Source organism: Herbaspirillum rhizosphaerae, assembly GCF_001189965.1.
In the GTDB taxonomy this organism is placed as follows: Bacteria; Pseudomonadota; Gammaproteobacteria; order Burkholderiales; family Burkholderiaceae_D; genus Herbaspirillum; species Herbaspirillum rhizosphaerae.
The window spans coordinates 208,657-233,335 of record NZ_LFLU01000006.1 but is presented as its reverse complement, the minus strand read 5'-3'; the positions used below and the strand labels follow the sequence as shown (position 1 = coordinate 233,335).

Here is a 24,679-nt window from a genome sequence, read left to right as displayed (position 1 = left end):
GGATTTTTTTGACGCCGGTTTGATCCGGCACAGGCAAGCTGTTTTGGTCTCGCCCGTGCCTCGCATCCTGCTATTTAGACGCCATCAGTTGCGCGGCAATCGTGCGCAAACGCCGGGTCGGCGCACGCAGCAGGCGCGTGATGAAATCCAGTGAGAAATAGCGCGGCTTGATGCCGGCGTAACACAATACTTCCGCCGATTTTGTTGCATGAAGGCAAGTCCAGCCGCTGCGCTCGATCTGGTAGTGCTGGCCGTCTTGCAATGTCGAAAGCGTCTTCAGAATGGTTTCGCTCATCCACTCCGGCGACTCGCGCAGGCGAATGCAGCCGGATTGCACAAACAGGACGGTGTCGCGCGCGGTCCACATGGAGTGGCTTTGTCCGGCGCTCAGCTGGATCCTGGTGGGAGTGGCTTGCCTGTCTTCTGTACGCATGATCGTTTCCTGTTGGTTGGCGTAGGGATAGTCTAGGCAGGACGGGCTTTGCGAAACAGGCACAGGATGTTGCGATGTGAATCGAAACAGCAGGCATATTTTCGATCTGTTATCGTCTGTTTTCATCGGCTCTGTATCTATCGCCGCAACAGAGGAACGCTGAAGATTGAACCATGGACATGCAACCACCACCTCTCGTTACCGAACCTGCGCCGGCTTCCGCCGGCCAGCCGATTTATCGCCGCCTTGCCGAGCACTATCTGTCGGCGATTCAGACAGGAACCCTGGCGGCAGGCGACCGCATGCCGTCGGTGCGCGATCTGATGCGGCAACACCATGTCAGCCTGTCGACCGCGCTGCAGAGCTTGCGCCATCTGGAAGAGGGCGGCTGGCTCGAAGCGCGTCCGCGTTCGGGCTATTTCGTGCGCCAGCCGCGGCGCGCGGTGATTCGTCCGGTCGGCGAACCCAATATCTCGGCGCCGCTGGATCCGGCGCAATATGTCGGGATTCACGAGCAGGTGTCGGAGTTCATCGCACGCCGCCATCTGAAGGCGCCGACGATAGACCTGAGCGGCATGAGTTGCTCGCCCGAACTGTATGCGGTCGACGCGCTCAAGAATGCCGCCATCAAGGCCTTGCGCGAGCAGCCGACCTTGCTCACCAGCCCCATGCCGATTAACGGCAACGTCCATTTCCGGCAAGTGGTGGCGCGCCGCGCGCTCAATGCCGGCATTCGCATCAGCGCCGACGACGTGGTGGTCACGCACGGCTGCATCGAAGCGCTTAATCTCGCACTGCGCGCCGTGGCGCAGGCCGGCGACACCATCGCGGTGGAGTCGCCGACCTATTTCGGCCTGCTGCAGACACTGGAAAGCCTCGGCATGCGGGCGCTGGAAATCCCAACCAGCCCGCATACCGGCATCTCCATCGAAGCGCTGGAGCTGGCGATGCAGACCTACGGCAACATCAAGGCGGTGGTGGTGGTGCCGACCTTGCAGAATCCGCTCGGCTGCATCATGACGGACAGCCACAAGGAGCGCCTGGTCAATCTGTGCGAACGGCAGGGCGTGCCGCTGATCGAGGACGACGCCTACAGCGAACTGGCTGACGGCGACGTCGCACCCTCAGCCGCCAAGGTCTGGGACAAGAGCGGCAACGTCATTTATTGCGCTTCGCTGAACAAAGTGCTGGCGCCCGGCATGCGGCTGGGCTGGATGACTTGCGGCAAATGGAACGATAGGGTCAAGATGCTCAAGTTCGCCTATACCCGCGCCAACGAAGAGTGGACCCAGATTACCGCCGCCAACTATATGGGCTCGCCGGCGTACGATCGTCATCTGCGCCGCCTGCGCAGCACCCTGAAGGATCAGCGCGAGCAGATGGGCGAGGCGATCGCCGAATATTTTCCCGATGACACCCGGCTGAGCGTGCCCAATGGCGGCGTCGGCCTGTGGGTGGAACTGCCGCGCGGCCTGTCGTCCAAGGCGGTATTTTCTGCGGCGCTGGATGACGGCATCGGCGTGTCGCCGGGCGTGATTTTTTCCAATTCAGACCGTTTCGACCACTATCTGCGGCTGTGCTGCGGCAAGCCGTTCACGCGGGAACTGGATCAGGCCTTGCGCAGGCTCGGTGTGATTACCGGACAATTGCTCGGCTAGAGTCCGGTTTTCCCATGTCGAAAAAGCTTTCCGACGCACGTCTGAAAGCTTTTTTTGCTTCTTGCAGAAAATATTGTAAGAATGTGCGGTGTCCCTGCGACGAACCATCAGCCGCTTGTCTTGCGAATCGCGCATTGTGCTGAAATGTTCGCTATCCGATGCGTTTCTGCCGGGCAAGTGTATCTCCGAATCAGAACAAAAGCTGCTAACAAAACGCCGATGGCAAGGTGCGCCGATGCAGACGGCGGCGTTTTGTCAGCGGTTCTAAGTCACAGGAACATGCTCATGGAGTCTCTTTCCCAGGTGGGAGCGGGTAGCGACGCGCTGCTGCAGTCATTGGAGCAGGCGATCGGTTTTCATACCGCAGGCGATCTTGAAAAGGCGGAAAAGATCTATCGCGACGTGCTGGTGCAGGATCCGCTGCAGCCGATCGCATTGCATTACCTCGGCATCTTTCTCTATCAGAACGGCCAGGACGGCGAAGGCGTGCAGAATATCCGCCTGTCTTGCGCGTTGCAGCCGGATAACGCCAACTGGCACAACGATCTCGGCAACGTGCTGTTCGGGTTGCGCGAATTTGAGGAAGCATCGGAGGCCTACCAGGCCTCGCTGGATGCGGAGCCGGGCGACCACGTCGTCTGGAACAACCTCGGTTCGTCGCAGCTTCAGCATGGCGACACCGAAGCTGCGATTCACTCCTTCAAACAGGCGCTGGAGCTGGTCCCCGATTTTGGTCCCGCGCTGATCCATCTCGGCAATATCTATGAGGCCGCCGGCGACAAGATGAACGGCGCGCATTACCAATGCCGCGCTTTCGTGTTGCCCCCGCATGAGGGCAAGTCCAAGCAGATGCTCGGCATTTCGTATTATTTCTTGGGCCGCCTGCAGGAAGCCGCCGATCACTATCGCCAATGGATGGCGGAAGAGCCCGGCAATCCGATTCCGGTGCACATGTTTGCCGCCTGCGCACAGCAAGACGTGCCGGAGCGGGCGTCGGACAGTTATATCGAAAAGCACTTCGATCGCTACGCCGAAACCTTCAACGCCAATCTGGTCGACAGCCTGGCGTATCGCGGCCCGGAATTGATGCAGCAGGCGCTGCAGGTCATCGATGCGCCGGCGCAGCAATTCGATGTGCTCGATATCGGTTGCGGCACCGGCTTGTGCGAACCGATTATCGCTCCTTATGCGCGCTCGCTGACCGGCGTCGATCTGTCCGGAAAGATGCTGGCGCAGGCCGAGGCGCGCGGCGGCTACGACCAGCTCGTCAAGCAGGAAGTGACCGACTACATGACCGGAAAGAGCGGCGCCTTTGATCTGGTCTTTTCAGCCGACACGATGATCTATTTCGGCGGTCTGGAAACGGTCTTTGATAAAGTCGCCAGCACATTGCGGGAGCACGGCTATTTCCTGTTCACCGTCGAGACGGCAGCCGAGGATGAGGTGAAAGATGCCGGATTCTCCTTGCATCCGAGCGGCCGCTATCGGCACAGCGCAGCGTATGTCACGCGTTGCCTGAGCCGCTACGGTTTCGATTTGCTGAGCATCAAGGATGTCGTGCTGCGCGAAGAAATCAGGCAGCCTGTAGTGGGAATGGTGGTGGTCGCGCAACGCAAACGCTAAGGCGTCGGCGAAATATGGCACGACAGGTGTCCGACGATGCCGGACTGCCCCTAAAAAGAAAAGAGCGACAGGTTTAATCCTCGTCGCTCTTTTTCATTGCGAAAGCCGTGTTGCTCAGCCGAGGCGGCTGACGACGGTATTGACCTGATCCGCCAGCGGAATCGGCGCGACCGCGCCATAACCGGTGGTTGAGATGGCTGCCGCCACATTGGCATAGCGTGCTGCAGTGAACGGATCCTTGCCTTCAACGATCTGCGCGATGAAAGCGCCGCCGAAGCAATCGCCCGCACCGGTGGCGTCCAGCGCATCGACCACATGCGGCGCCACCAGCCGGCGCTCGGTCGGCGTTGCGACGTAGCAGCCTTCCTTGCCCAGTTTGAAGGCCACCAGCTTGATCCCATAGGCCAGCAATTTGTCGACGATGGCGTCGCGGTCGTCCAGCCCGGTCAGTGCGCTGACGTCTTCCCAGCTGGGGAGGCAGATATCGCACAGGGCGAAGGCTTCCGCCATTTTTGCGCGCGCGCGTTCGAGCGGCCACAGGCGCAGGCGCAGGTTGGTGTCGAGCGAGGTCAGCGTGCCGCTTTTGCGCGCATGCGCCATGGCGGCCAGGCCGGCGTCGCAGGCGCTTTCGCTGATGGCCAGGCTGATGCCGGACAAATGCAGCACCTTGGCGTCGGCAATCGCCTGCAAAGGCAATTGCGCGGTGGTGTAACGGCTGGCGGCGGAGCCGGTGCGCAGGTAGTTGAAGTGATGGCCGTCGTCGTCATGCGTGACGACGTAGACGCCCGACGCCACGCCCGGCATCACGCCGACGTGCGTCGTGTCGACTTTTTCGGTGCGCCACAGTGCTTGCAGGCTCTTGCCGAAATGGTCGTCGCCGACGGCGCTGACATAGCCGGTATCGGCGCCCTGGCGCGCTGCGGCGATGCAGAAGTTGGAGGTGTCGCCGCCGAAGCCTTCCAGGTAATAGCGCGGGTTTTCGATGCTCTGGTTGAATTCCACCATTGCTTCGCCGTAGGCGAGGATTTTCTTGCTCATGATGTGATGCCGTTGCTCAGAAAAAGGTTTGTACCACGTCGATAACGTTGAACTTGCCGTCCAGTACCGGCAGATGACGCCATTTGTCGAAGGTCAGGCAAGGGTGCGAAATGTCGAAAGCGATCATGTCGCCGACCTTGATGTCGTCGCCCGCATGGATCTTCAGGTAGGCATGCTGGTCCATCATGCCGGTGACTTCCCAGTGCAGGGGCGAATTGACCGGCGCCGTATCCCGGTCGGGGCGAAAAAGTTTGACCGGCAGCGGCAGCCCGGCGTCGAACGCCGCGTCGCGTTTGCCCAGCGTGATGATGGCTTTGTCGGATTCGGGAATCGATTGCACGTAAGCCCACAGTTGCAGCGCCGGAAGCAGCTCGCTGCGCATTTTCTTTGCCACCGGGTTGCGCGTCTGGATCTGTTCCTGCGCGGCGCGGTAGACGCCGACGTCATGCGTCAGATAGCAGCCGGGACGCAGCACCACATCCAGCGGGACGCCGATGTCGGCGCCGGCGAATTCTTCGGCGACCACGTCGTACCAGGCCGAGCCGGCGCCGGTCAGCACGACCGGCTTTTGCGCCGAGCGATGGCTGAAATAGCCTTCGCCGGCCAGATCCTTGGCGCATTGCACCGCGCGCTGCAAGAACAGGCGGATGTCGGCTTCTTCTTTCAACACGCCTTCGTACACTTCGATGCCCGACAGCGCGATGCTGCCTTCCCAGCGTTTGACCGCAGCCAGCACGGTGGCTTGTTGTTCGTTGTTGCGCACGCCGGTGCGGCCGCCGACGGGGCCCAGTTCCAGCAGCACGTTCAGGGTTTGCTTGCGCGCCGAGAAGAAGCGGCCGAGCTGATCGACCAGGTCGGCCGAATCGACCAGGCAGAAGAATTCAAAGGACGGATCTTCCAGCAGGCCCGAGATGATGTTCATGTTCTGCTTGCCGACCAGCTGATTGGCCATCAGCACGCGGCGCACGCCGTGGTGGTAGGCTACCTGGGTCTGATGCGCGGTAGCCAGGGTGATGCCCCAGGCGCCGGTTGCCAGCTGGCGCGCGAACAGCTTCGGCGCCATGGTAGTCTTGCCGTGCGGCGCCAGCTTGACGCCGTATTCCGTGACGAAGCGCTGCATCCAGTCCAGATTGTGCGACAGGCGTTCTTCGTACAGAACAGCGGTCGGCAGGCTCAGGTCTTCGTTGAGGAGATTCCAGGGCAGGGCGTTGGCTGCGTTGGGCGCCACAGGCGCCGCCAAGGTGCCGATGCCCTTGTTGAGCGGATCGATGATGCCGCTTTGCCAAGTGTTCTGGTAGTTTGTATCACTCATCTTGAATTTCTCCTCAAAAATTTGATTTGACGTAATGATAGTCCTGAATTTACTATGTTGGAAGTGTGTTATAAACTAACACGAAAAATTCTTTCACGCCCCATTCAGGCTTTGTTCAAGCACTGTAAAGCACCGCCGGGAAGCGTGGAGCCACCATCGAGACTGCATTCAACGCCATGGCACAAGCTTTTGACATTGTTTCACGCATTACTGAGCGTAGCGGACAATTGCGTCTGGCCGAGCAAAAAGTTGCCGAAGCGATCCTGAATGACTTGTCCACCGCCGCCAGCGCCAGCATCGGCGAGCTCGCGCAAAAAGCCGGCGTCAGCCTGGCCAGCGTGACCCGCTTTGCCAAAGCGATGGGGTGCCGCGATGTGCGCGAATTCAAATTCATGCTGGCGCAAGCGGTTGCCGTCGGCCAGCGATTTTTTGACGGCGTCAAGACCATTCCGCCGGGGCAGCCGCCCGAGCTTGCCGATGTCGTCTATAACGACATCCATGCGGTGCTCGAAGTCAATCGCGCCTTGCTCAATCCGGATGCCCTGCATCGCGCCGCCGAATTGTTGCGTGATGCACGCATGATTTATTCCTTCGGCATGGGCGGCGGTTCCACCATGTTGTCGGACGAAGCGCGTTACCGCCTGGTGCGCCTGGGCCGGCCGGTGGCGACTTACCACGATGCCTTGTTGCAGCGCATGGTCGCCGCGACGCTGGACAAGAACGACGTGCTGCTGGTGTTTTCCACCACGGGCAACGTGCCTGAATTGCTCACCAACTGCGAGGTCGCCAAAGAATACGGCGTCAAGATGGTCGCCATCACTGCCCTGGGTTCGCCGCTGGCGGGCATGGTCGACGTGCTGTTGCCGATCAAAGCGCTGGAGACCGATTTCATTTTCAAACCGTCCTCGTCGCGCTACGCCATGATGATGACGCTGGACATGCTGGTGCTGGAACTGGCGCTGCTGCAAAAGGATAGGAGCCAGGAGCAGTTGCGACGCCTCAAATATGTACTCGACATGCATCGCGGCGGCGGCGACCGTCAGCCGCTCGGAGATTGATATGACTACCTCGACACCTTCCACACCTGCACAACATTGCGACACCCTGATTCGCAATGCTTTCCTGATTGACGGCAGCGGCTCCGACCCGGTCGTTGCCGACGTCGCCGTGCTTGACGGGCGCATTGCCGCCATCGGCTCCCTTCAGGACTGGCAGGCCGATCATGTGATCGATGCAAAGGGCAAGGTATTGAGCCCGGGCTTCATCGACGCGCATACGCATGACGACACCAACGTGATCCGCATGCCGGAGATGTTTCCGAAACTGTCCCAGGGCGTCACCACGGTCGTGGTCGGCAACTGCGGCATCAGCGCCGCGCCGGTGACGCTCAAGGGAGATCCGCCGGATCCGATGAATCTGCTGGGGCAGTCCAGCGCGTTCTCCTATCCGACATTTTCCAGCTATGTGGCGGCGATCGAAGCGGCGCAGCCGTCCGTGAACGTGGCGGCGCTGATCGGCCATACGGCGCTGCGCAGCAATCATATGGACACCCTGGATCGCGCCGCGACCGACGCCGAAATCAAGGGCATGCGCGACCAACTGACGGAAGCGCTGGAGCATGGCGCGCTGGGCCTGAGCACCGGTCTGGCCTATGGCAATGCGATCAATGCACCGACCGAAGAAGTGCTGGCGCTGGCGGAACCGCTGGCGGAATACGGCGCCATGTACGCCACGCATCTGCGCAGCGAATTTGCCGATATTCTCGACGCCATGGACGAAGCCTTCCGCATCGGCAAGCATGCGCGCGTGCCGGTGGTGATTTCCCATCTCAAATGCGCCGGCGTGGAAAACTGGGGCCGCAGCAGCGAAGTGCTGGCAGCCCTGGAGCAGGCCGAGAAGCATCAGCATGTCGGCTGCGATTGCTATCCCTACACGGCAAGCTCCTCGACGCTGGACCTCAAACAAGTCACGGACACCTACGACATCCAGGTAACCTGGTCGGAGCCGCATCCGGAGCAGGGCGGCAAGCTGCTGGCAAAAATTGCCGAAGAATGGCAGGTCGACATGACCGAAGCCGCGCGCCGCCTGATGCCGGCCGGCGCTGTCTATCACTGCATGTCGGATGACGACGTCAATCGCATCCTGCGCCATCCCTCGACCGTGATCGGCTCCGACGGCCTGCCCAACGATCCTCTGCCGCATCCGCGCCTGTGGGGTGCGTTTCCGCGCGTGCTGGGTTACTACAGCCGCGAGCAGCAACTGTTTTCGCTCACCGTGGCGGTGCGCAAGATGACCGGTCTGTCGGCCTCGCGTTTCGGCCTGAGCGATCGCGGCCTGGTCAAGGAAGGCTATTGGGCCGACCTGGTGTTGTTCGATGCGACGACGATTCGCGACGCCGCGACCTTCACCGATCCCATGCAGCCTGCCCACGGCATCGAAGCGGTCTGGGTCAACGGCGTGCTGTCGTATCGCGGCGAGGACAAGAAGGCGACCGGCCAGCGCGCAGGGCGCTTCCTGGCGCGCAACCGCATACAGGAAGACGCAGCAGAAGCTGCAGCAAACTAATTCATTGCAACGCCGGAGCGGGGCGGTCAATACGCCGCGCACCGGATCATTTATCTGAAGGAGTTACACAATGAGCATCAAACGATATGGCGTCGACGGCGGCACCGGTACCGGCGGTCAGCATCTGCCTTTTGCACGCGCAGTGGAAGCGGACGGCTGGCTGTACGTCTCCGGCCAGGTGGCCATGGTCAACGGCGAGGTGATCGACGGCGGCATCGTCGCGCAATCGCACCAGGCGATCAAGAACGTCCTGGCAATCCTCAAGGAAGCCGGCTACGGTCCTGAGCACGTCGTGCGTTGCGGCGTCTGGCTGGACGATACCCGCGATTTCCAATCGTTCAACAAGGTCTTCAAGGAATACTTCGGCGCCAATCCGCCGGCGCGCGCCTGCGTGCAATCGGCCATGGTGGTGGATTGCAAGGTTGAAGTGGATTGCGTGGCATTCAAGCGCTGATGCAGGCGCCGATTGCTTAGTTGAGTGACACCCTGGTTGGGGTGAGGAGACCAAAAATGGAAGCAGTACAAGGAAGCATGTTGTTGATCTACGCGCTGGTCGCGGTGATCGCGTTGATCGTGTTGATCGCCAAGTTCAAGATGAATCCGTTCATCGTCCTGATCGTGGTGTCGCTGATCCTGGGTTTGTCGGTCGGCATGCCGATGGGCGCTATCGTCAAGTCGTTTGAAACCGGCGTCGGCAATACGCTGGGGCACATTGCACTGGTGGTCGGCCTGGGCACCATGCTGGGCAAGATGATGGCGGAGTCGGGCGGTGCGGAGCGCATTGCCACCACCATGATCAATGCCTTCGGTGAAAAAAACGTGCACTGGGCGATGATGACGGTGGCGTTCATCGTCGGCTTGCCGGTGTTCTTTGAAGTCGGTTTCGTGCTGCTGATCCCGATCGCATTCAACGTCGCCAAGCGCACCGGCACCTCGATGGTGCTGGTCGGTATTCCGATGGTGGCGGGTTTGTCGGTGGTGCACGGCCTGATTCCGCCGCATCCTGCGGCGCTGCTGGCAGTGACTGCCTACAACGCAGACATCGGCCGTACGATCCTCTACGCGCTGATCGTCGGTATCCCGACAGCGATCATCGCCGGTCCGATCTTCGGCAAGCTGATGTCGAAAGTGGTGATTCCTGATCCGGATAACCCGCTTATCGGCCAGTTCGTCGATCAGGGCGCAAATGGCGGAATCAAGCGCGAATTGCCGGGCTTTGGCATCACGCTGTTCACCATCCTGTTGCCGGTGGCATTGATGCTGATCGGCAGCTGGGCGGACGTGTTCTTCACGCCGAAGACCTTCGCCAACGACTTCCTGCGCCTGATCGGCAACTCGGTGATCGCGCTGCTGATTGCAACGCTGGTCAGCTTCTACACCTTCGGCAAGATGCGCGGTTTCAATCGTGAAGCCATTCTGAAGTTCACCAACGAATGTCTGGGCCCGATCGCCAGCATCACGCTGGTGGTCGGTGCGGGCGCAGGTTTCGGCCGTATCCTGATGGACGGCGGCGTGTCCAAGGCCATCGTCGGCATCGCAACCGACGCGCACTTGTCGCCGTTGCTGCTGGGCTGGTTCGTGGCGGCGCTGATTCGTGTGGCGACCGGTTCGGCAACCGTGGCAATGACCACTGCTTGCGGCATCGTGGCGCCGATTGTGATGGCGGGCGGCGGCGCTCGTCCGGAACTGATGGTGCTGGCGACCGGCGCCGGTTCGCTGATCCTGTCGCACGTCAATGACGGCGGTTTCTGGCTGGTCAAGGAGTACTTCAACATGACCGTGCCGCAGACCTTCAAGACCTGGACTGTGTGCGAAACCCTCATTTCCGTGCTGGCCTTGCTGTTCACCCTGGCGCTGGCGACGGTGATCTGATTTTCCCGGTTTGTTTGGGACAAGAAAAAGCCGCTTTTCGAAGCGGCTTTTTTTATGCGGCGCGGAAGATTCAGAAGCGCAGGCGGCTGTCGTCGTAACGCGGATCGGGGCCGTTCTCCACCTTGCGGACGATGCCCTGGGCGTCGAAGTAGACCGTCATCTGCGAGTTCCAGACGCCGCTTTCCTTGAAGCCGTAATTCCATGCCTCAAAAGGAATGCGTGCATAACGCGTCACTTCAGTCGGGCGGCCGACCAGGCGCAGCACGTCGTCCTTGGTGGCCTGGTCGACCTTGATCGATTGGAAATTCTGTACGGTCCAGACTTGTTGGTAAGAAATCAACTTGCCGTCCGGGCCGATGCGCGCCATGTAGCTGTACTGGCCGAAAGCGCCGGCGGCATATTCCAGCAGGTGCGTGTTGCCGTCGGGATACACGGCGGTCGGCTGGCCGAGGCGGGCGACGACTTGCTGTTCGGTGTCGCCAGGATTGACCGGCGGCGCGAACAGCGAGGCGCAACCGCTCAGGGACAAGGCAGCTGCAGCGACAATGGGAAGAATGAGGCGTTTCATGAGCAGTTGGAGAGAGGTTGGTGGGAATAATTTCCCGGAAGGACTATGATTCTACGCTTTTCCGGTAAGTATTTGAATCTGCTGATCTTTTGCTATATACTTGCGCCTCTGGTCATTTCGGCCAGTTTTTAATTTTTGTTCACGGTATGCAGGGTAAGCCACTCCGCACACCGCTTGTGAAAGGTATAGCATGTCGATCGAAAAAGCAGCCAAGGCTGCCATTATTACTGATAACGCCCGTGGTCAAAACGACACCGGCTCCCCGGAAGTTCAAGTTGCGCTGCTGACAGCACGCATCAACGACCTGAACGGTCACTTCAAAGAACACAGCAAGGATCACCACTCCCGTCGTGGTCTGATCAAGATGGTTAACCGTCGCAAGAGCCTGTTGTCTTACCTGAAGGGCAAGGACGCCGACCGTTACCGCGCACTGATCGAAAAACTCGGTCTGCGTAAGTAATCTTGTTCCCTCGTACCTTTCTGGTTCAGGGTTCATAGCCAAAATGCCTGCGTCAGTTTCTGACGCGGGCATTTTGTTTTTTGCGATTCCGCTTTTGCCTGGATGTTGACGTTTTCGCGGTTCGCAAAACCTCTTTGCAGTACCGCGATCCCATCCAATGATCGTGATTCGTAAGGTGTCTTGCAGCGGCTTTGTTTTGCCGGTGACGGACATCTGTGGTGAGGTGAACGACAGCGCCTGAAAATCTGTCGGCAAAAAAGAATCCCCGCCAAGCAAGGCAAGGCAGGGGTTCAATATAGAAAGGAAATACCGTGTTTAATAAAGTTACTAAAACCTTCCAGTATGGACAACACCAGGTCACGCTGGAAACCGGCGAAATCGCTCGCCAGGCTTCCGGTGCAGTCGTCGTTTCGATTGAAGACACTGTTGTGCTGGCAACGGTCGTGGCACGCAAAGATGCCAAGCCAGGTCAGGACTTTTTCCCATTAACCGTCGATTACATTGAAAAGACGTACGCTGCGGGTCGTATCCCAGGCGGCTTTTTCAAACGTGAAGGCAAGCCATCCGAAAAGGAAACACTGACATCGCGCCTGATCGACCGCCCGATTCGTCCGCTGTTCCCAGAGGGTTACCTGAACGAAGTGCAAGTCATCATCCACGTTCTGTCCGTCAATCCTGAAATCGATCCGGACATCGCTGCGATGATCGGCGCGTCGGCTGCATTGTCGATCGCCGGTATCCCGTTCAACGGCCCGGTCGGCGCCGCACGCGTCGGTTACATCGACGGCCAGTACGTCCTGAACCCGACCGCAACGCAATTAAAGACCTCGCAACTGGATCTGGTCGTCGCCGGCACAGAAACAGCCGTGCTGATGGTCGAATCCGAAGCGCAGCAACTGTCCGAAGAAATCATGCTGGGCGCAGTCGTGTTCGGTCACGATCAATCGAAGGCGGTCATCAACGCTATCCATGAACTGGTGCGCGACGGCGGCAAGCCTGAAGTGCAATGGACTGCTCCCGCCAAGAATGAGCCGCTGATCGCACGCGTCACCGAACTGGCTGACGACAAGCTGCGCGCTGCGTATCAAACCAAGGACAAGCAAGCCCGTACCGAAAAGCTGAAGACCGTGACTTCCGAAGTCAACGCAGCGCTGGCGGCAGATGCCGCAGCAGCGGGCACATCGGCAGCGGATTCGGCAGAAGTCGGCGGCATCCTGTTCGATCTGGAAGCCAAGATCGTACGTTCGCAAATCCTCGACGGCGAGCCACGTATCGACGGCCGCGACACACGCACCGTGCGTCCGATCACCATCCGTACCGGCGTGCTGCCACGCACCCACGGTTCGGCACTGTTCACCCGCGGCGAAACGCAGGCGCTGGTCATCGCGACCCTGGGTACAGCACGCGACGAGCAAAAGATCGACGCGCTGATGGGCGAGTACTCGGACCGCTTCATGCTCCACTACAACATGCCTCCGTTCGCGACCGGCGAAACCGGCCGCGTTGGTACGCCAAAGCGCCGCGAAATCGGTCACGGCCGTCTGGCCAAGCGTGCGCTGATCGCTGCATTGCCGCCGGCTGAAGAGTTCAGCTACTCGGTGCGTCTGGTGTCGGAAATCACCGAATCCAACGGTTCCTCGTCGATGGCTTCGGTCTGCGGCGGCTGCCTGGCGTTGATGGACGCCGGCGTGCCGATGCAAGCGCACGTCGCCGGTATCGCCATGGGTCTGATCAAGGAAGGCAACAAGTTCGCCGTCCTGACCGACATCCTGGGCGACGAAGATCACCTCGGCGACATGGACTTCAAGGTGGCGGGTACTGCCAACGGCATCACTGCACTGCAAATGGATATCAAGATCCAGGGCATCACCAAGGAAATCATGCAGGTCGCGCTGGAACAAGCCAAGGAAGGCCGCGTGCACATCCTGGGCAAGATGCAGGAAGCCGTTCCGGCCGGCAAGGCGGAACTGTCCGACTTCGCTCCGCGCCTGATCACCATCAAGATCAATCCGGAAAAAATCCGTGACGTGATCGGCAAGGGCGGCGCCGTCATCCGCGCGCTGACCGAAGAAACCGGCACCCAGATCGACATCAGCGACGAAGGCGTGGTCACCATCGCTTCCGTCGACGCTGCTGCCGGCCAGGAAGCCAAGCGCCGTATCGAAGAACTGACCGCTTCCGTTGAAGTCGGCAAGGTCTACGAAGGTACCGTGTTGAAGCTGCTGGACTTCGGTGCGATCGTTCAGGTCCTGCCGGGCAAAGACGGCCTGCTGCACATCAGCCAGATCGCTAATGAGCGTGTCAACGCCGTTGCCGATTACCTGAAAGAAGGCCAGCAAGTCCGCGTCAAGGTTCTGGAAACCGACGACCGCGGCCGTCTGAAACTGTCGATGAAGGCAGCGCAAGAAGGCTCGGAAGCGCCTGCTTCGCAAGACGCGCAGTAATGCATAAGCGGATGCAGGCAATGCCTCATCCGCTGGTAGTACTGAAGTAGTGCAGAATCCCTCAGGGCGAAGGTCCTGGGGGATTTTTTTTTGGCGGGGCGTTTGCCGGTCTTTTGTCGGAGAGCCTCGCAAGCCGCTGTAGGCGTTGCGCCGATTCTGATCTGTACTCCTTGCCCGCGATAAGAACTGGCATTAGGCTGATCCTTGTTCTTTTGAGACAATGCGGAAGTCATCGCAGAATGATCGGGAAATAATCAGGACGATTGAGGAGCATCATTTCATCAGAATCTGAAAGGAGTCCCATGCCTCACGTGATCATTGTCGGATGCGGTTTCGGCGGGCTTGCCGCCGCGCGCGAACTGGCCGATGCCAAGGTCGACATCACCATCATCGATCGCAGCAATCATCATCTGTTTCAGCCGCTGTTGTACCAGGTGGCGACGGCAGGCCTGTCGGCGCCTGCAATCAGCGCGCCGATACGCAGCATCCTCGCGACGCAGCGCAATCTTACCAGCCTGATGGCCGCTGTCAGCAAGATCGATGTCGCGCGCAGGACGGTGACGCTGGAAGACGGCAGCGAGATTGCTTACGACTATCTGATCGTCGCAGCAGGTTCCACCCACAGCTACTTCGGTCACGACGAATGGGCGCCGCTGGCACCGGGCCTGAAGACGCTGGCCGACGCCTTCGATATTCGTCGCCGCATCCTCATGGCGTTCGAACGCGCCGAGCGCGAAGCCGATCCGGTGCGCCGTGCAGAGTGGCTGACCTTCACCGTCATCGGCGCCGGCGCCACCGGCGTGGAAATGGCGGGTACGCTCATTGAGATTGCGCGCCATACCTTGCGCGGCGAGTTCCGCCGCATCGATCCGCAACAGGCAAAAGTGGTTTTGCTGGAAGGCTCCGAACGTGTGCTCGGCGCTTATCCAGCCGACTTGTCCGAGAAGGCGAGAGCGCAACTGGTCAAGCTGGGCGTCGATGTGCGCACCGGCAGCCGCGTCACGCATATCGATGAAGAATGCGTGCGCTATACCGATCAAGGCGGCGAGCAGCGGCTGGCGTCACGTACCGTGATCTGGTCCGCCGGCGTCGCCGCATCGCCTCTGGGCAAGTCGCTCGACGTACCGCTTGACCGGGCAGGACGCGTGATCATTGGCAATGAACTGTCGATTCCGGATCATCCGGAAGTATTCGTCATCGGCGACCTGGCCGCCGTCACCTCGGACGGCAAACCTGTGCCGGGCGTGTCGCCCGCTGCGAAGCAGATGGGGCGCGTCGCGGCGCGCAACATCGTCAATCGGATCGGCGGCAAACCGCTTGAGAATTTCGTCTATCAGGACTACGGCTCGCTGGCGACGATCGGTCGCAAGGCGGCGGTGGCGATGGTCGGCAACTTCAAGTTCTCCGGCTATCCGGCGTGGCTGTTCTGGTTGTTCGTGCACGTGTATTTTCTGATCGGTTTCCGCAATCGCCTGTTGGTGATGAGCGACTGGGCATGGGCGTACCTGACGTTCAAGCGCAGTGCGCGCGTGATTTCCAACGCGATCGATACGCCGGCGGAAAAGCCCGACGACGCGCCAAGCCAGTAAGGCTTGCCGGCGGAAATAAAAAAAGGCCGGCATGTGCGCCGGCCTTTTTTGCGTCTGGAGGAAAACTCAGCCTTCCAGCGCCAGCAGGGCGAAGCTGGCTAGCCAATGGCCGCCGCTGTAGTGGCTGCCGACCACGTGGTCGAGGCTGGCTTGCAGGTGACGCTGCACGGCGCCTGCCAGCGCAGCTTGTGCCGGATGATCGGCAGGCAGATGGCGGGCAATATGCTTCATGCTCCACGCGCGGCTCAGATTGAGACCGTCGAGGTGGGCAATCTTGGGATCGGTGCGATCGCTGACCTGAGCGGGCTGCATCAGTCGTTCGACCTTATCGATCTGCGGCAGGAACTGGTTGAACCATGCCGGATAGGCTGTCGCATCCACGACCTTGCTCATCAACAGTGCTTCGGTCAGCGCGGCGGAAATGTATTCGTCGCCGCCCGGTTCGTAGTGCGCCGGATAGTCGATGTCCTTGCCGTAATAGCGCTGCGAGGCTTGCACGATGGCGGTTTCCAGCTCGGCATCTTGCGCCGCGCGCGCGTAGTCGATCGCCAGTGCCAGCGCGAACGCCGTGTTGTAATGCGTGCCGACGCGAATCGGATAGGTCAGCTTGCCCAGATATTCCAGCAGGCGCTTGCGGATTTCCAATGTCAGCGGCTGCATGGCGGCATGCCAGACGGCTGCGCGCGGGTGCGGCGATTCCGCCAGTTCCTGCGCCAGTCCGAGGATCCAGCCGAAGCCGTAGGGACGCTCGAAAGAAGCGCGGCCGCCGACCTGGAAGTAGGCGGTTTCCTGCGCCATCAATTCCGGCGTGAAGTGCTCGTCGAAGATCGCCGTGATCTTGTCTTGCGTCGGCAAGGACGGATACAGCCTGGCGCAACGCAGCAGCAGCCAGTAGCCGTGGACGGCCGAGTGCCAGTCGTAGCAACCGTAAAACACGGGATGCAAGGCGCGCGGCGACAAGACGTCGTCGGCGTTGTTGAGCACGTGCATGATGTGATTGGGATATTCCTGGCGGAGGTAGGTCAGCGGCATCTCGGTGTATGCGGCAGCCAGTTCGATAGTGAGTTGCATGAGAGTTTTCCGATTTTCAGAGCGGCGTCGTTACTTCATGTCGCGGCCGGTGCGGAAGCGGCCGGCCGCGACATGCATCAGTGGAACAATTAACGGAACACGATGAGGTACATCAACAGGATATTGGCCGCCAGCAGCGTCAGGCCGGTGGGGATTTGCACCTTGATGACCTGGTACTTGTCCTTGAGCTCCAGCAGCGCCGCCGGCACGATGTTGTAGTTGGCCGCCATCGGCGTCATCAGCGTGCCGCAATAACCTGCCAGCATGCCGATGGTGACCAGCGGCGCAGGATCTGCGTGCTGCCCGACGATGATGAAGGGCAGGGCGATGCCGGCGGTCATGACCGGGAAAGCGGCAAAGGCATTGCCCATGATCATCGTGAAGAGCGCCATGCCGACGCAGTAGATCACGATCAGCATGAAACGATTTTCAGGATTGACGAACAGGCCGACAACCTGCTGCACCGATTTGCCGGTTTGCGCTGCGACGAAGACGCCGCCCAGCATCGCCAGCATCTGCGGCAGAACGGCTGCCCAGCCGATGGCATCGAGCAGCCGGCGCGATTCGCGCACGGCATGCAGCGGCGTGCCGCCGGTCAGTTTCCAGCCGGCCAGGATGGCGCAGATACAGCCGACGCACAATGCCGCCAGCGTCAGTTGTTTCTGGTCGAGGATATACACGCCGCCGATGGCCACGCCCTTGAGCAGGATCGTGCACAAGACGGTCACTACCGGAATCAGGATGGCCGGGACAAAGATCCAGTTGCCGAATTGATTGGCCGAAGCCTGGCGCTGCTCAGGGCTACGCTGTTTGTAAGTGCCGAGCGACAGCAGGCCGAAGCCGGCAATCAGCGAAATCAGGATGACGACGACGCCGATGATGCGGTAAGCCAGCGGCTTGCCCAGCGAGGAAACCAGCAAGTCGCTGAACAGGAATACCGCGCCGAACAGGAACCAGAACAGGGCGGTGGTCATGCGTTTAGGGTTGCCTTTGTCGCGCAATGTCATGCCGACCAGCAGCATGACGATAACGCCGATGAGGTAGTAGATTTCATTGATTGTGATGAGAGTACTCATGCTGCCACCTCTTTTCCTTCAGATTTTTGCCAGGCGTTGACGTCGCGCTGGATTCCGGCGTCAAGACGCACCAGACGGAACATGTGAATAGCCAATGCCGCGATAGCGGTTGGAATGGCCCACAAGCCCAGATGCAGGGGCTCGACGTTGGTGATGCCGTTTTCCTTGAGGAAGGCATCGATCAGCAGCACCGCGCCGAAGGCGAGGAAAATGTCTTCGCCGAAAAACACGGCGATGTTGTCACAGGCAGCGGAGTGTGCGCGCAGTTTGTCGCGGATGTGTTGCGGCAAATCGCCGTAGCGCGCTGTTGCAGCGCCCTCGACCATCGGCGCCAGCAAAGGCCGCACGGTTTGCGCCTGGCCGCCGATATAGGTCAGGCCGAGCGCGCCGAACACCTGGCGCAGGATGAAGTACAGCATCAGGATGCGTGCCGACGTCGCGCTGGCCATGCTGGAAATCCAGTCTTGCGCGCGTTCCTTCAGACCATAGCTTTCCAGCAGCCCGATGATGGGCAGGATCAGCACATAGACGGCCAGCGAGCGGCTGTTGATGAATTTTTCGCCGAAGGTTTCCAGCAGCGTGCCGAAATCCATGCCGACGGAAAGGCCGGTGGCAAGGCCGGCGACGGTGACGACCAGCAGCGGATTGAAGCGGAGTGCGAAGCCTGCAACGACGATCGGAATTCCGATCAACGGTAGCAAAATCGAGCTATCCATGGACTATCTCCCAGTAAGGATGGTTGTTGTTAATGTAATGAACTGCGAACTGCAAACGGCGAATTGAAAAGCGGCGAAGCGAAAATCAAGGAGCGATAAAACCGGACTCAGGACGGTGCACGAATGGCGATGCGCTCGCTGCTCAGGCGTGCGCGGATCTGGCGTGCAAATTCCAGTGCATGCGCGCCGTCGCCGTGCAGGCAGACGGTTTGCGCATTGACCTTGACGACGTTGCCGTCGAGGGCGGTGACTTGTTTATCCTTCACCAGTGAAAGCGTTTGGGCGATGGCTTGCGCTTCGTCCTCGATCATGGCGCCGGGCAGGGTGCGGCTGACCAGGCTGCCGTCGGCGTTATAGGCGCGGTCGGCGAAGACTTCCTCAATGGCGGCGAGACCGACCTGTTTTGCGGCGGCGATGAGTTTGCTGCCGGCCAGGCCGAACAGCGCCAGTTCGGGATTGAAGGTGCGCACGGCGGCGCAGATGGCGTCGGCCAGTACTGCGTCTTTTGCCGCCTGGTTGTACAGCGCGCCATGCGGTTTGACGTGCACCATGCGGCCGCCTTCTGCACGCACGATGGCGTCCAGCGCACCCAATTGGTACAGCATGCCGCTGATGATTTCTTCCGGCGGCAGATGCATGGCGCTGCGGCCGAAATTCTCGCGATCGGGAAAGCTCGGATGCGCGCCGATGGCGACATGGTTCTGTATCGCCCAACGCACGCTCTGGCGCATGGTGTTGGCGTCGCCTGCGTGCCAGCCGCAGGCGATATTGGCCGAGCTGACCAGCGTCAGCAGCATTTCGTCGTTGTCGCAACCTTCTCCGAGGTCTGCATTGAGATCGATCTGCATGGTGTGTCTCTGCTCCTTGTTGTCTCGGTTACTTCTTGTATTGGGTGGCGCGCGACCAGTCGAGGGCGGCGAGCGTTTGCCGGATGCTGTCCAGATAAGCCTGCTGTTCCTCCCAGGCAAGCAAGGCCTGTTCCAGATCGCAAGGCTGCAATTGCAATTGGGCGTTCAGCGGCGCTTGCGCCAGCTTCCACATGTCGGCCTGGATGACGACGCCGATCTTCGGATAGCCGCCGGTGGTTTGCGCATCGCCCATCAGGATGATCGGCTGGCCCGACGGCGGCACCTGGATCACGCCCGGCACGACGCCGTGCGACAGCAGGTCGCGGCTTTGCTTGCGCTTGAGTTCAGGACCTTCGAGGCGATAGCCCATGCGATTGCTGTTGGGCGTGATGCGCCATTTGTCCAGCCACAAGGCATTCTTCGACGCGACGGTGAATTGTTCGAATTCGGGGCCGGGCAACACGCGCAGGTGAATCAGCTTGCTGCTGTCCTGGGTCTGCGTGCCGACGCCGCTCCATGCCGGCGAACGCACGCCGAAAGCCGGACCGGCGATGGCGACGGTCGCCGGTCCTTGCCGCAGGCGGTCGCCTTTGCGCAAGGCGCGTCCTTCATGGCCGCCGAAGTTGGCTTTCAGATCGGTGCTGCGCGAGCCGAGGACTTCCGCGACATCGATGCCGCCGGTGACGGCCAGATAGCTGCGCATGCCCTGGGTGGCGTTGGGGCCGGCGTGCGCCAGCTTCAAGGTCTGGCCGGCGCGCACCGGTACGCTCCAGTAAGGCGTGATCGATTTGCCGTCGAGCCGTGCATCGAAGTCGTCGCCGCCGAGCGCAATGCGCGTATCGGCTGTGAAGCGCATTTCGCAGGCGCCCATGGTGATTTCCAGGCCTGCGGCTTCAATCAGGTTGCCGACCAGCAGATTGGCTGCGCTCAGCGCCAGGCTGTTCAGTGCGCCGCCGGGATTGATGCCGAGCTGGCGGTGGCCGGGGCGGCCGAGGTCTTGTACCGACGTGAGAATGCCGGGTTGGAGGATTTCTATCATTTGACGATCCGCTCCACGGTGAAGTGCACGCGGTCGCCCGGTCGCAACAGGGTCGGCGGCGTTTGCGCGGGATCGAACAAGGGCAGCGAGGTGCGGCCCAGCAGTTGCCAGCCGCCGGGGGAGGCGAGCGGATAAATGCCGGTTTGCTCGCCGCCGATGCCGACCGAGCCGGCCGGGATCGACAGGCGTGGTTCGTCACGGCGCGGCGTCGCCAGCGCAGGCTCAAGTCCGCCCATGTAGGCGAAACCCGGCATGAAGCCGATGAAGTAGACGACATATTCGCCGCCGCTGTGGCGTTCGATGACTTCCTTGACGGACAGACTTGTGTGGCGGGCAACGACCTCAAGATCCGGGCCGCCGGCCCCGCCATAGACGACGGGGATATCGATCTCGCGCCCGGCGACGTGGCTGACGTCGATGTGGGGCCAGACTTCCAGGATGCGTCGGGAAACGATGTCCATGTCCGCCACCGGGCGGCGCAGGATCAGGGTCAGGTTGTTCATGCCGGGCACGACTTCGCTGACTTCCGGCCAGCTTGCAGCCTGTTCGGCGATGCTCCAGATGCGTTGCTGCTGAGGCAATGTGGCGGGAGGCGGCAGGTTGCACAGTAATGCGCCGTCGCCCAGGAAGTGAATTTGCGGTTGAATCATTGTCATCCAGATTATGCAAAGGCTTGAGCGCCTTCATTGTTCTCGCGGATCATACATTTACGGCAAGGTATAAACAATATGTCGATAAATTATTTATTTGGGATTGCTATATAGTAGCGGCGTTGTACGAAAATCTTCTTGATAGAAAATAGCTTATGAATGAAAAATCCCTGGAAATCACGCCGGAGAATGCCGTGACCAAAAAATCCCCGACCAAAATCGTCTCCTCGAATCACCTTGTTTCCGAGCGCAGCGCCGAGCTGTCCGAGCTCGAATATGCACTGATCATGGCCGGCAACGCCTTCAATCGCTGGATGATGCGCTGCATGCTGGCTGCGGGGGCAAAAGACATGACTGCAATCGAAGTCTCTTTGTTGCATCACGTGAATCATCGCGAACGAAAGAAGAAACTTGCCGACATTTGCTTTGTCCTGAATATTGAGGATACCCACGTTGTGACTTACGCGCTGAAGAAATTGGTCAAGGCGGGTTACGTGAAGAGCGAAAAGGCGGGCAAGGAACTGTTGTTTTCGACCACGGAAGAAGGGCAGGAGTTGTGCATGAAATACAAGGAAGTGCGCGAACGCTGCCTGATCGAGGTGCAGGTCGACAGCGGCATCCAGAACCAGGCCATCGGCGAAGCGGCGCAATTGCTGCGTAGCGCGTCTGGTTTGTACGACACGGCCGCGCGCGCCGCAGCTTCGCTCTGACGCGGCGCCCTGATGCTGCGCTTTGATGCTGAAATCGCAGGCTGTGTGCCCGCAAGCTAAAAAGGATGGATATGAAGGCAATCGAAATCACCGAATTTGGCGCTCCTGAAGTGCTGCAATTGTGCGAACGGCCCATGCCGGAGCTCAAGAGCGGCGAGGTATTGATCAAGGTCCATGCCGCCGGCGTGAATCGTCCGGATGTCTTTCAGCGGCAGGGCAATTATCCGGTGCCGCCTGGCGCATCTGACTTGCCGGGGCTGGAAGTGGCGGGAGAAATTGTCGACGGCGACCTCGGCGACAGCGGTTTTCGCAAGGGCGACCTGGTGTGTGCGCTGGTGCAGGGCGGCGGCTATGCAGAATACTGCGCTGCGCCGCTGGCGCTGTGCCTGTCGGTGCCGGCTGGCTTGACGGCCTTGCAGGCGGCAGCGTTGCCGGAGACATTCTTCACTGTCTGGAGCAATGTATTCGAGCGGGCGCACTTGTCTGCGGGCGAGACCTTGCTGGTGCAGGGCGGCAGTTCCGGCATCGGCGTCACGGCGATTCAGATTGCGACCGCGTTGGGACATCGCGTCTTTGCCACCGCGGGATCGGATGACAAATGTCGCGCCTGCGAAGAGCTGGGCGCCGAATTGGGCATCAACTACCGCACGGAAGATTTCGAGGAAGTGGTGAAAACCGCAACCGACGGACGCGGCGTCGACGTCATTCTGGATATGGTCGGCGGCGATTATCTGCCGCGCGAGATAAAGACATTGGCGGACGACGGCCGGCTCGTCGTGATCGCCTTGCTGGGCGGCGCCAAGGGGCAGCTGGATTTGAGTCAGATCCTGCGCCGGCGCCTGACGGTGACGGGTTCCACATTGCGTCCGCGTCCTGTCGGGTTCAAGGCTTACATTGCGGCGCAATTGAAAGAACGCGTGTGGCCGCTGCTGGCCGCCGGCAAAGTGAGGCCGGTGATTTACAAAACCTTCCCGCTGGAACAGGCTGCGCAGGCGCATGCGCTGATGGAATCGAGCGCGCATGTCGGCAAGATCATGCTGACAGTAAGCTGAAACGGGCTTCAACAGGTGTTTTAAGTGGCAGATCTGAAGGATAAATACCGGGCTATTGGTTTGACCGGCTTTGCCGCGGCGCGATAGAATGCGGGGTTATTCAAAATACTCACTCTTATGCGCCGTAAATTAGTTGCCGGTAACTGGAAGATGAATGGCGGCCTGGCCGCCAATGCGGCGCTGGTCGCTGACGTAAAAACGGGTCTTGCAGCCGCTGGCGCGCAGGCCGATGTCGCGGTTTGCGTGCCTGCGCCTTACCTGGCGCAAGTGCAGGCGGCCGTCGCCGGTTCGGCCTTGGCATTGGGTGCGCAAGATGTTTCGGCGCATGCCAACGGTGCTTATACCGGCGAAGTGTCGGGCGCAATGCTGGCTGAGTTTGGATGCAAGTATGCGATCGTCGGTCATTCCGAGCGTCGTGCTTATCACGGCGAAACGGATGCTGTCGTGGCCGCCAAGGCGGTTGCTGCGCTGAAGTCGGGTTTGACGCCTGTTGTTTGTGTCGGCGAAACGCTGGCCGAGCGCGAAGCAGGGCAGACCGATGCGGTCGTCGGTCGTCAGATCGATGCTGTATTGGCTGCGTTGGATGTGGCTGACGTCGAAAAGATCGTGGTCGCCTATGAGCCGGTCTGGGCCATCGGCACCGGCAAGACGGCAACGCCCGAGATGGCGCAAGACGTGCACGCCAAGCTGCGCGGCAAATTGTCGGTCAGGAATGCGGCGGCCGCAGTCAAGGTGCAAATCTTGTATGGTGGTAGCATGAAGCCCGATAACGCAAAAGAATTGCTGGCCATGTCGGATATCGACGGTGGTCTCATTGGTGGTGCGGCCTTGAAGGCGGCGGATTTCCTGGCGATTGTCCAGGCCGCCCAAGGTAACTGATCGTTGTTGTTTTAAATTGAAGATGGCTATATGAATACTTTATTTACTGTTATTGTTGTGATCCAAGTGCTGGCAGCGCTGACAATCATTGGTCTGGTGTTGCTGCAGCACGGCAAAGGGGCTGATATGGGGGCTGCTTTCGGTTCCGGCGCGTCGGGTAGTTTGTTCGGCGCCACCGGTTCATCCAACTTCTTGTCCAAGTCGACTGGCGTCGCAGCTGCGGTCTTTTTTATCGCAACGCTCGCGCTGGCTTTTGTCGGCAATCACCACGTCTCGCAAAGCGGCGGCGTCATGGATAATTTGCCTGCTCCGGCAGCTGCAATTCCGGCAACGCCGGCTGCATCGGGTGCGCCGGCGGCAGCGCCTGCGAATCCTGCAGATCAATCAAATCAGATTCCGAAATAATCTTTTGCGCAGAGTGTAATAATGCGCAAAACTTAAAGCAGTTTATGAAGTTTTAGTGTGATTGTGCATTGAACAAGAGCATCAAAACGGGTTACAATTGCAGTCTCAAGCCGACGTGGTGAAATTGGTAGACACGCTATCTTGAGGGGGTAGTGGCGAAAGCTGTACGAGTTCGAGTCTCGTCGTCGGCACCATTGAAATATCTAGAAAAGCCAGCAAAGGACAAAATCCTGAGCTGGCTTTTTGACGAGGGAAAAGCTGTTTGATATTGAGAATCATTCCGCTAATTATCAACAAACCTGCGCCTAATCGTGAACCTCGAAAATTACTTTCCAGTTCTATTGTTTATCCTAATCGGCATCGCTGTTGGTGTCGCTCCTCAGTTACTCGGTCGTTTGCTTGGTCCCCATAGGCCTGATGCGCAAAAGACTTCTCCATACGAATGCGGATTCGAGGCTTTTGAAGATGCGCGCATGAAGTTCGATGTGCGTTATTACCTCGTCGCCATTCTGTTTATTCTGTTCGATCTCGAAACTGCATTTTTCTTCCCTTGGGGCGTTTCCATGCGCGACTTGGGCTGGTCTGGCTACATGACGATGATGGTGTTCATCGCCGAATTTGTTGTCGGTTTTTGGTACATCTGGAAAAAGGGTGCCCTGGATTGGGAGTGA

The 24,679-nt window shown here is 59.7% G+C and carries 24 protein-coding genes and 1 tRNA gene; 15 read left to right on the top strand and 10 right to left on the bottom strand.

Features of this window, described 5'->3' with window-relative positions; all coding sequences use genetic code 11:
* Positions 1 to 70 precede the first annotated feature (70 nt).
* Positions 71 to 433, bottom strand: a complete 363-nt coding sequence (locus AKL25_RS11410; protein WP_050477780.1) for a hypothetical protein — start codon at positions 431 to 433, stop codon at positions 71 to 73.
* 173 nt (positions 434 to 606) lie between these two features.
* Here AKL25_RS11410 and AKL25_RS11405 point away from each other — a divergent pair, with 173 nt between their 5' ends.
* Together AKL25_RS11405 and AKL25_RS11400 are read left to right on the top strand one after the other, a co-directional pair.
* Positions 607 to 2,091, top strand: a complete 1,485-nt coding sequence (locus tag AKL25_RS11405) for an aminotransferase-like domain-containing protein (protein ID WP_050477779.1) — start codon at positions 607 to 609, stop codon at positions 2,089 to 2,091.
* Between the two features lie 285 nt (positions 2,092 to 2,376).
* The gene (locus AKL25_RS11400) at positions 2,377 to 3,714 is read left to right on the top strand and encodes a tetratricopeptide repeat protein (protein WP_050477778.1); all 1,338 of its coding nucleotides are present in this window, start codon (positions 2,377 to 2,379) and stop codon (positions 3,712 to 3,714) included.
* 114 nt (positions 3,715 to 3,828) lie between these two features.
* Here AKL25_RS11400 and AKL25_RS11395 read toward each other — a convergent pair whose 3' ends face one another.
* Positions 3,829 to 4,752, bottom strand: a complete 924-nt coding sequence (locus tag AKL25_RS11395; protein WP_050477777.1) for a sugar kinase — start codon at positions 4,750 to 4,752, stop codon at positions 3,829 to 3,831.
* Between the two features lie 16 nt (positions 4,753 to 4,768).
* Entirely contained in the window at positions 4,769 to 6,064 is a 1,296-nt protein-coding gene (locus AKL25_RS11390) for an amino acid deaminase (RefSeq protein WP_050477776.1), read from the bottom strand.
* Between the two features lie 176 nt (positions 6,065 to 6,240).
* Here AKL25_RS11390 and AKL25_RS11385 point away from each other — a divergent pair, with 176 nt between their 5' ends.
* From AKL25_RS11385 to AKL25_RS11370, 4 genes are all read left to right on the top strand, one after another.
* Complete coding sequence (locus tag AKL25_RS11385; protein WP_050477775.1) at positions 6,241 to 7,122, top strand: MurR/RpiR family transcriptional regulator; 882 nt, start codon at positions 6,241 to 6,243, stop codon at positions 7,120 to 7,122.
* Between the two features lies 1 nt (position 7,123).
* Positions 7,124 to 8,629 carry an N-acyl-D-amino-acid deacylase family protein gene (locus tag AKL25_RS11380; RefSeq protein WP_050477774.1) on the top strand — a complete coding sequence of 502 codons (1,506 nt, stop codon included), beginning with the start codon at positions 7,124 to 7,126 and terminating at the stop codon, positions 8,627 to 8,629.
* Positions 8,630 to 8,699: 70 nt separating this feature from the next.
* A complete protein-coding gene (locus tag AKL25_RS11375) occupies positions 8,700 to 9,083 on the top strand; it encodes a RidA family protein (protein WP_050477773.1) in 384 nt (127 codons plus the stop codon).
* A gap of 56 nt (positions 9,084 to 9,139) precedes the next feature.
* The gene (locus AKL25_RS11370; RefSeq protein ID WP_050477772.1) at positions 9,140 to 10,501 is read left to right on the top strand and encodes a GntP family permease; all 1,362 of its coding nucleotides are present in this window, start codon (positions 9,140 to 9,142) and stop codon (positions 10,499 to 10,501) included.
* Between the two features lie 70 nt (positions 10,502 to 10,571).
* Here the strand turns inward: AKL25_RS11370 and AKL25_RS11365 are convergent, their stop codons facing one another.
* Positions 10,572 to 11,069 carry an outer membrane protein assembly factor BamE gene (locus AKL25_RS11365; RefSeq protein WP_050477771.1) on the bottom strand — a complete coding sequence of 166 codons (498 nt, stop codon included), beginning with the start codon at positions 11,067 to 11,069 and terminating at the stop codon, positions 10,572 to 10,574.
* A 190-nt stretch (positions 11,070 to 11,259) separates the two neighbouring features.
* On the opposite strand from AKL25_RS11365, the gene rpsO reads away from it, so the two are divergent.
* The 3 genes from rpsO (at position 11,260) to AKL25_RS11350 (ending at position 15,562) form a co-directional block, all read left to right on the top strand.
* A complete protein-coding gene (gene rpsO / locus AKL25_RS11360; RefSeq protein WP_007881925.1) occupies positions 11,260 to 11,529 on the top strand; it encodes a 30S ribosomal protein S15 in 270 nt (89 codons plus the stop codon).
* Between the two features lie 311 nt (positions 11,530 to 11,840).
* Entirely contained in the window at positions 11,841 to 13,973 is a 2,133-nt protein-coding gene (gene pnp, locus AKL25_RS11355) for a polyribonucleotide nucleotidyltransferase (RefSeq protein ID WP_050477770.1), read from the top strand.
* Positions 13,974 to 14,275: 302 nt separating this feature from the next.
* On the top strand, positions 14,276 to 15,562 hold the full coding sequence (locus AKL25_RS11350) for an NAD(P)/FAD-dependent oxidoreductase (RefSeq protein WP_050477769.1): 1,287 nt from the start codon (positions 14,276 to 14,278) through the stop codon (positions 15,560 to 15,562).
* Between the two features lie 66 nt (positions 15,563 to 15,628).
* Here AKL25_RS11350 and AKL25_RS11345 read toward each other — a convergent pair whose 3' ends face one another.
* From AKL25_RS11345 to pxpB, 6 genes are all read right to left on the bottom strand, one after another.
* Entirely contained in the window at positions 15,629 to 16,633 is a 1,005-nt protein-coding gene (locus AKL25_RS11345; RefSeq protein ID WP_050477768.1) for a DUF2891 domain-containing protein, read from the bottom strand.
* Positions 16,634 to 16,722: 89 nt separating this feature from the next.
* Positions 16,723 to 17,709, bottom strand: a complete 987-nt coding sequence (locus AKL25_RS11340; RefSeq protein ID WP_050477767.1) for a DUF979 domain-containing protein — start codon at positions 17,707 to 17,709, stop codon at positions 16,723 to 16,725.
* Positions 17,706 to 18,425 (bottom strand): DUF969 domain-containing protein, encoded by a 720-nt coding sequence (locus AKL25_RS11335; RefSeq protein WP_050477766.1) that lies wholly within the window; start codon positions 18,423 to 18,425, stop codon positions 17,706 to 17,708. The genes AKL25_RS11340 and AKL25_RS11335 overlap by 4 nt, the downstream gene beginning before the upstream one ends.
* 107 nt (positions 18,426 to 18,532) lie before the next feature.
* A complete protein-coding gene (gene pxpA, locus AKL25_RS11330) occupies positions 18,533 to 19,273 on the bottom strand; it encodes a 5-oxoprolinase subunit PxpA (RefSeq protein ID WP_050477765.1) in 741 nt (246 codons plus the stop codon).
* A 28-nt stretch (positions 19,274 to 19,301) separates the two neighbouring features.
* Positions 19,302 to 20,312, bottom strand: a complete 1,011-nt coding sequence (locus tag AKL25_RS11325) for a 5-oxoprolinase subunit C family protein (RefSeq protein WP_050477764.1) — start codon at positions 20,310 to 20,312, stop codon at positions 19,302 to 19,304.
* Positions 20,309 to 20,962 carry a 5-oxoprolinase subunit PxpB gene (pxpB, locus tag AKL25_RS11320; protein ID WP_050477763.1) on the bottom strand — a complete coding sequence of 218 codons (654 nt, stop codon included), beginning with the start codon at positions 20,960 to 20,962 and terminating at the stop codon, positions 20,309 to 20,311. The genes AKL25_RS11325 and pxpB overlap by 4 nt, the downstream gene beginning before the upstream one ends.
* Positions 20,963 to 21,117: 155 nt before the next feature.
* Here pxpB and AKL25_RS11315 point away from each other — a divergent pair, with 155 nt between their 5' ends.
* From AKL25_RS11315 to AKL25_RS11290, 6 genes are all read left to right on the top strand, one after another.
* Complete coding sequence (locus AKL25_RS11315; protein WP_050477762.1) at positions 21,118 to 21,672, top strand: winged helix DNA-binding protein; 555 nt, start codon at positions 21,118 to 21,120, stop codon at positions 21,670 to 21,672.
* A 71-nt stretch (positions 21,673 to 21,743) separates the two neighbouring features.
* On the top strand, positions 21,744 to 22,724 hold the full coding sequence (locus AKL25_RS11310) for an NAD(P)H-quinone oxidoreductase (protein WP_050477805.1): 981 nt from the start codon (positions 21,744 to 21,746) through the stop codon (positions 22,722 to 22,724).
* A gap of 117 nt (positions 22,725 to 22,841) precedes the next feature.
* Positions 22,842 to 23,603 (top strand): triose-phosphate isomerase, encoded by a 762-nt coding sequence (gene tpiA / locus AKL25_RS11305; protein WP_083444656.1) that lies wholly within the window; start codon positions 22,842 to 22,844, stop codon positions 23,601 to 23,603.
* Positions 23,604 to 23,633: 30 nt separating this feature from the next.
* Positions 23,634 to 24,008, top strand: a complete 375-nt coding sequence (secG, locus tag AKL25_RS11300; RefSeq protein WP_083444655.1) for a preprotein translocase subunit SecG — start codon at positions 23,634 to 23,636, stop codon at positions 24,006 to 24,008.
* 109 nt (positions 24,009 to 24,117) lie between these two features.
* Positions 24,118 to 24,202 (top strand) — tRNA-Leu (locus tag AKL25_RS11295).
* A 117-nt stretch (positions 24,203 to 24,319) separates the two neighbouring features.
* Positions 24,320 to 24,679 carry an NADH-quinone oxidoreductase subunit A gene (locus AKL25_RS11290; RefSeq protein ID WP_050477760.1) on the top strand — a complete coding sequence of 120 codons (360 nt, stop codon included), beginning with the start codon at positions 24,320 to 24,322 and terminating at the stop codon, positions 24,677 to 24,679.

Coding starts and splice junctions, on each gene's coding strand:
- AKL25_RS11325 (WP_050477764.1), bottom strand. CDS start 20,312: ATGATAGAAATCCTCCAACCCGGCATTCTCACGTCGGTACAAGACCTC.
- AKL25_RS11385 (WP_050477775.1), top strand. CDS start 6,241: ATGGCACAAGCTTTTGACATTGTTTCACGCATTACTGAGCGTAGCGGA.
- AKL25_RS11370 (WP_050477772.1), top strand. CDS start 9,140: ATGGAAGCAGTACAAGGAAGCATGTTGTTGATCTACGCGCTGGTCGCG.
- AKL25_RS11315 (WP_050477762.1), top strand. CDS start 21,118: ATGAATGAAAAATCCCTGGAAATCACGCCGGAGAATGCCGTGACCAAA.
- AKL25_RS11345 (WP_050477768.1), bottom strand. CDS start 16,633: ATGCAACTCACTATCGAACTGGCTGCCGCATACACCGAGATGCCGCTG.
- AKL25_RS11365 (WP_050477771.1), bottom strand. CDS start 11,069: ATGAAACGCCTCATTCTTCCCATTGTCGCTGCAGCTGCCTTGTCCCTG.
- pxpA (WP_050477765.1), bottom strand. CDS start 19,273: ATGCAGATCGATCTCAATGCAGACCTCGGAGAAGGTTGCGACAACGAC.
- rpsO (WP_007881925.1), top strand. CDS start 11,260: ATGTCGATCGAAAAAGCAGCCAAGGCTGCCATTATTACTGATAACGCC.
- AKL25_RS11410 (WP_050477780.1), bottom strand. CDS start 433: ATGCGTACAGAAGACAGGCAAGCCACTCCCACCAGGATCCAGCTGAGC.
- AKL25_RS11405 (WP_050477779.1), top strand. CDS start 607: ATGGACATGCAACCACCACCTCTCGTTACCGAACCTGCGCCGGCTTCC.
- AKL25_RS11380 (WP_050477774.1), top strand. CDS start 7,124: ATGACTACCTCGACACCTTCCACACCTGCACAACATTGCGACACCCTG.
- pxpB (WP_050477763.1), bottom strand. CDS start 20,962: ATGATTCAACCGCAAATTCACTTCCTGGGCGACGGCGCATTACTGTGC.
- secG (WP_083444655.1), top strand. CDS start 23,634: ATGAATACTTTATTTACTGTTATTGTTGTGATCCAAGTGCTGGCAGCG.
- AKL25_RS11310 (WP_050477805.1), top strand. CDS start 21,744: ATGAAGGCAATCGAAATCACCGAATTTGGCGCTCCTGAAGTGCTGCAA.
- AKL25_RS11395 (WP_050477777.1), bottom strand. CDS start 4,752: ATGAGCAAGAAAATCCTCGCCTACGGCGAAGCAATGGTGGAATTCAAC.
- AKL25_RS11375 (WP_050477773.1), top strand. CDS start 8,700: ATGAGCATCAAACGATATGGCGTCGACGGCGGCACCGGTACCGGCGGT.
- AKL25_RS11340 (WP_050477767.1), bottom strand. CDS start 17,709: ATGAGTACTCTCATCACAATCAATGAAATCTACTACCTCATCGGCGTT.
- AKL25_RS11390 (WP_050477776.1), bottom strand. CDS start 6,064: ATGAGTGATACAAACTACCAGAACACTTGGCAAAGCGGCATCATCGAT.
- AKL25_RS11350 (WP_050477769.1), top strand. CDS start 14,276: ATGCCTCACGTGATCATTGTCGGATGCGGTTTCGGCGGGCTTGCCGCC.
- AKL25_RS11400 (WP_050477778.1), top strand. CDS start 2,377: ATGGAGTCTCTTTCCCAGGTGGGAGCGGGTAGCGACGCGCTGCTGCAG.
- AKL25_RS11335 (WP_050477766.1), bottom strand. CDS start 18,425: ATGGATAGCTCGATTTTGCTACCGTTGATCGGAATTCCGATCGTCGTT.
- tpiA (WP_083444656.1), top strand. CDS start 22,842: ATGCGCCGTAAATTAGTTGCCGGTAACTGGAAGATGAATGGCGGCCTG.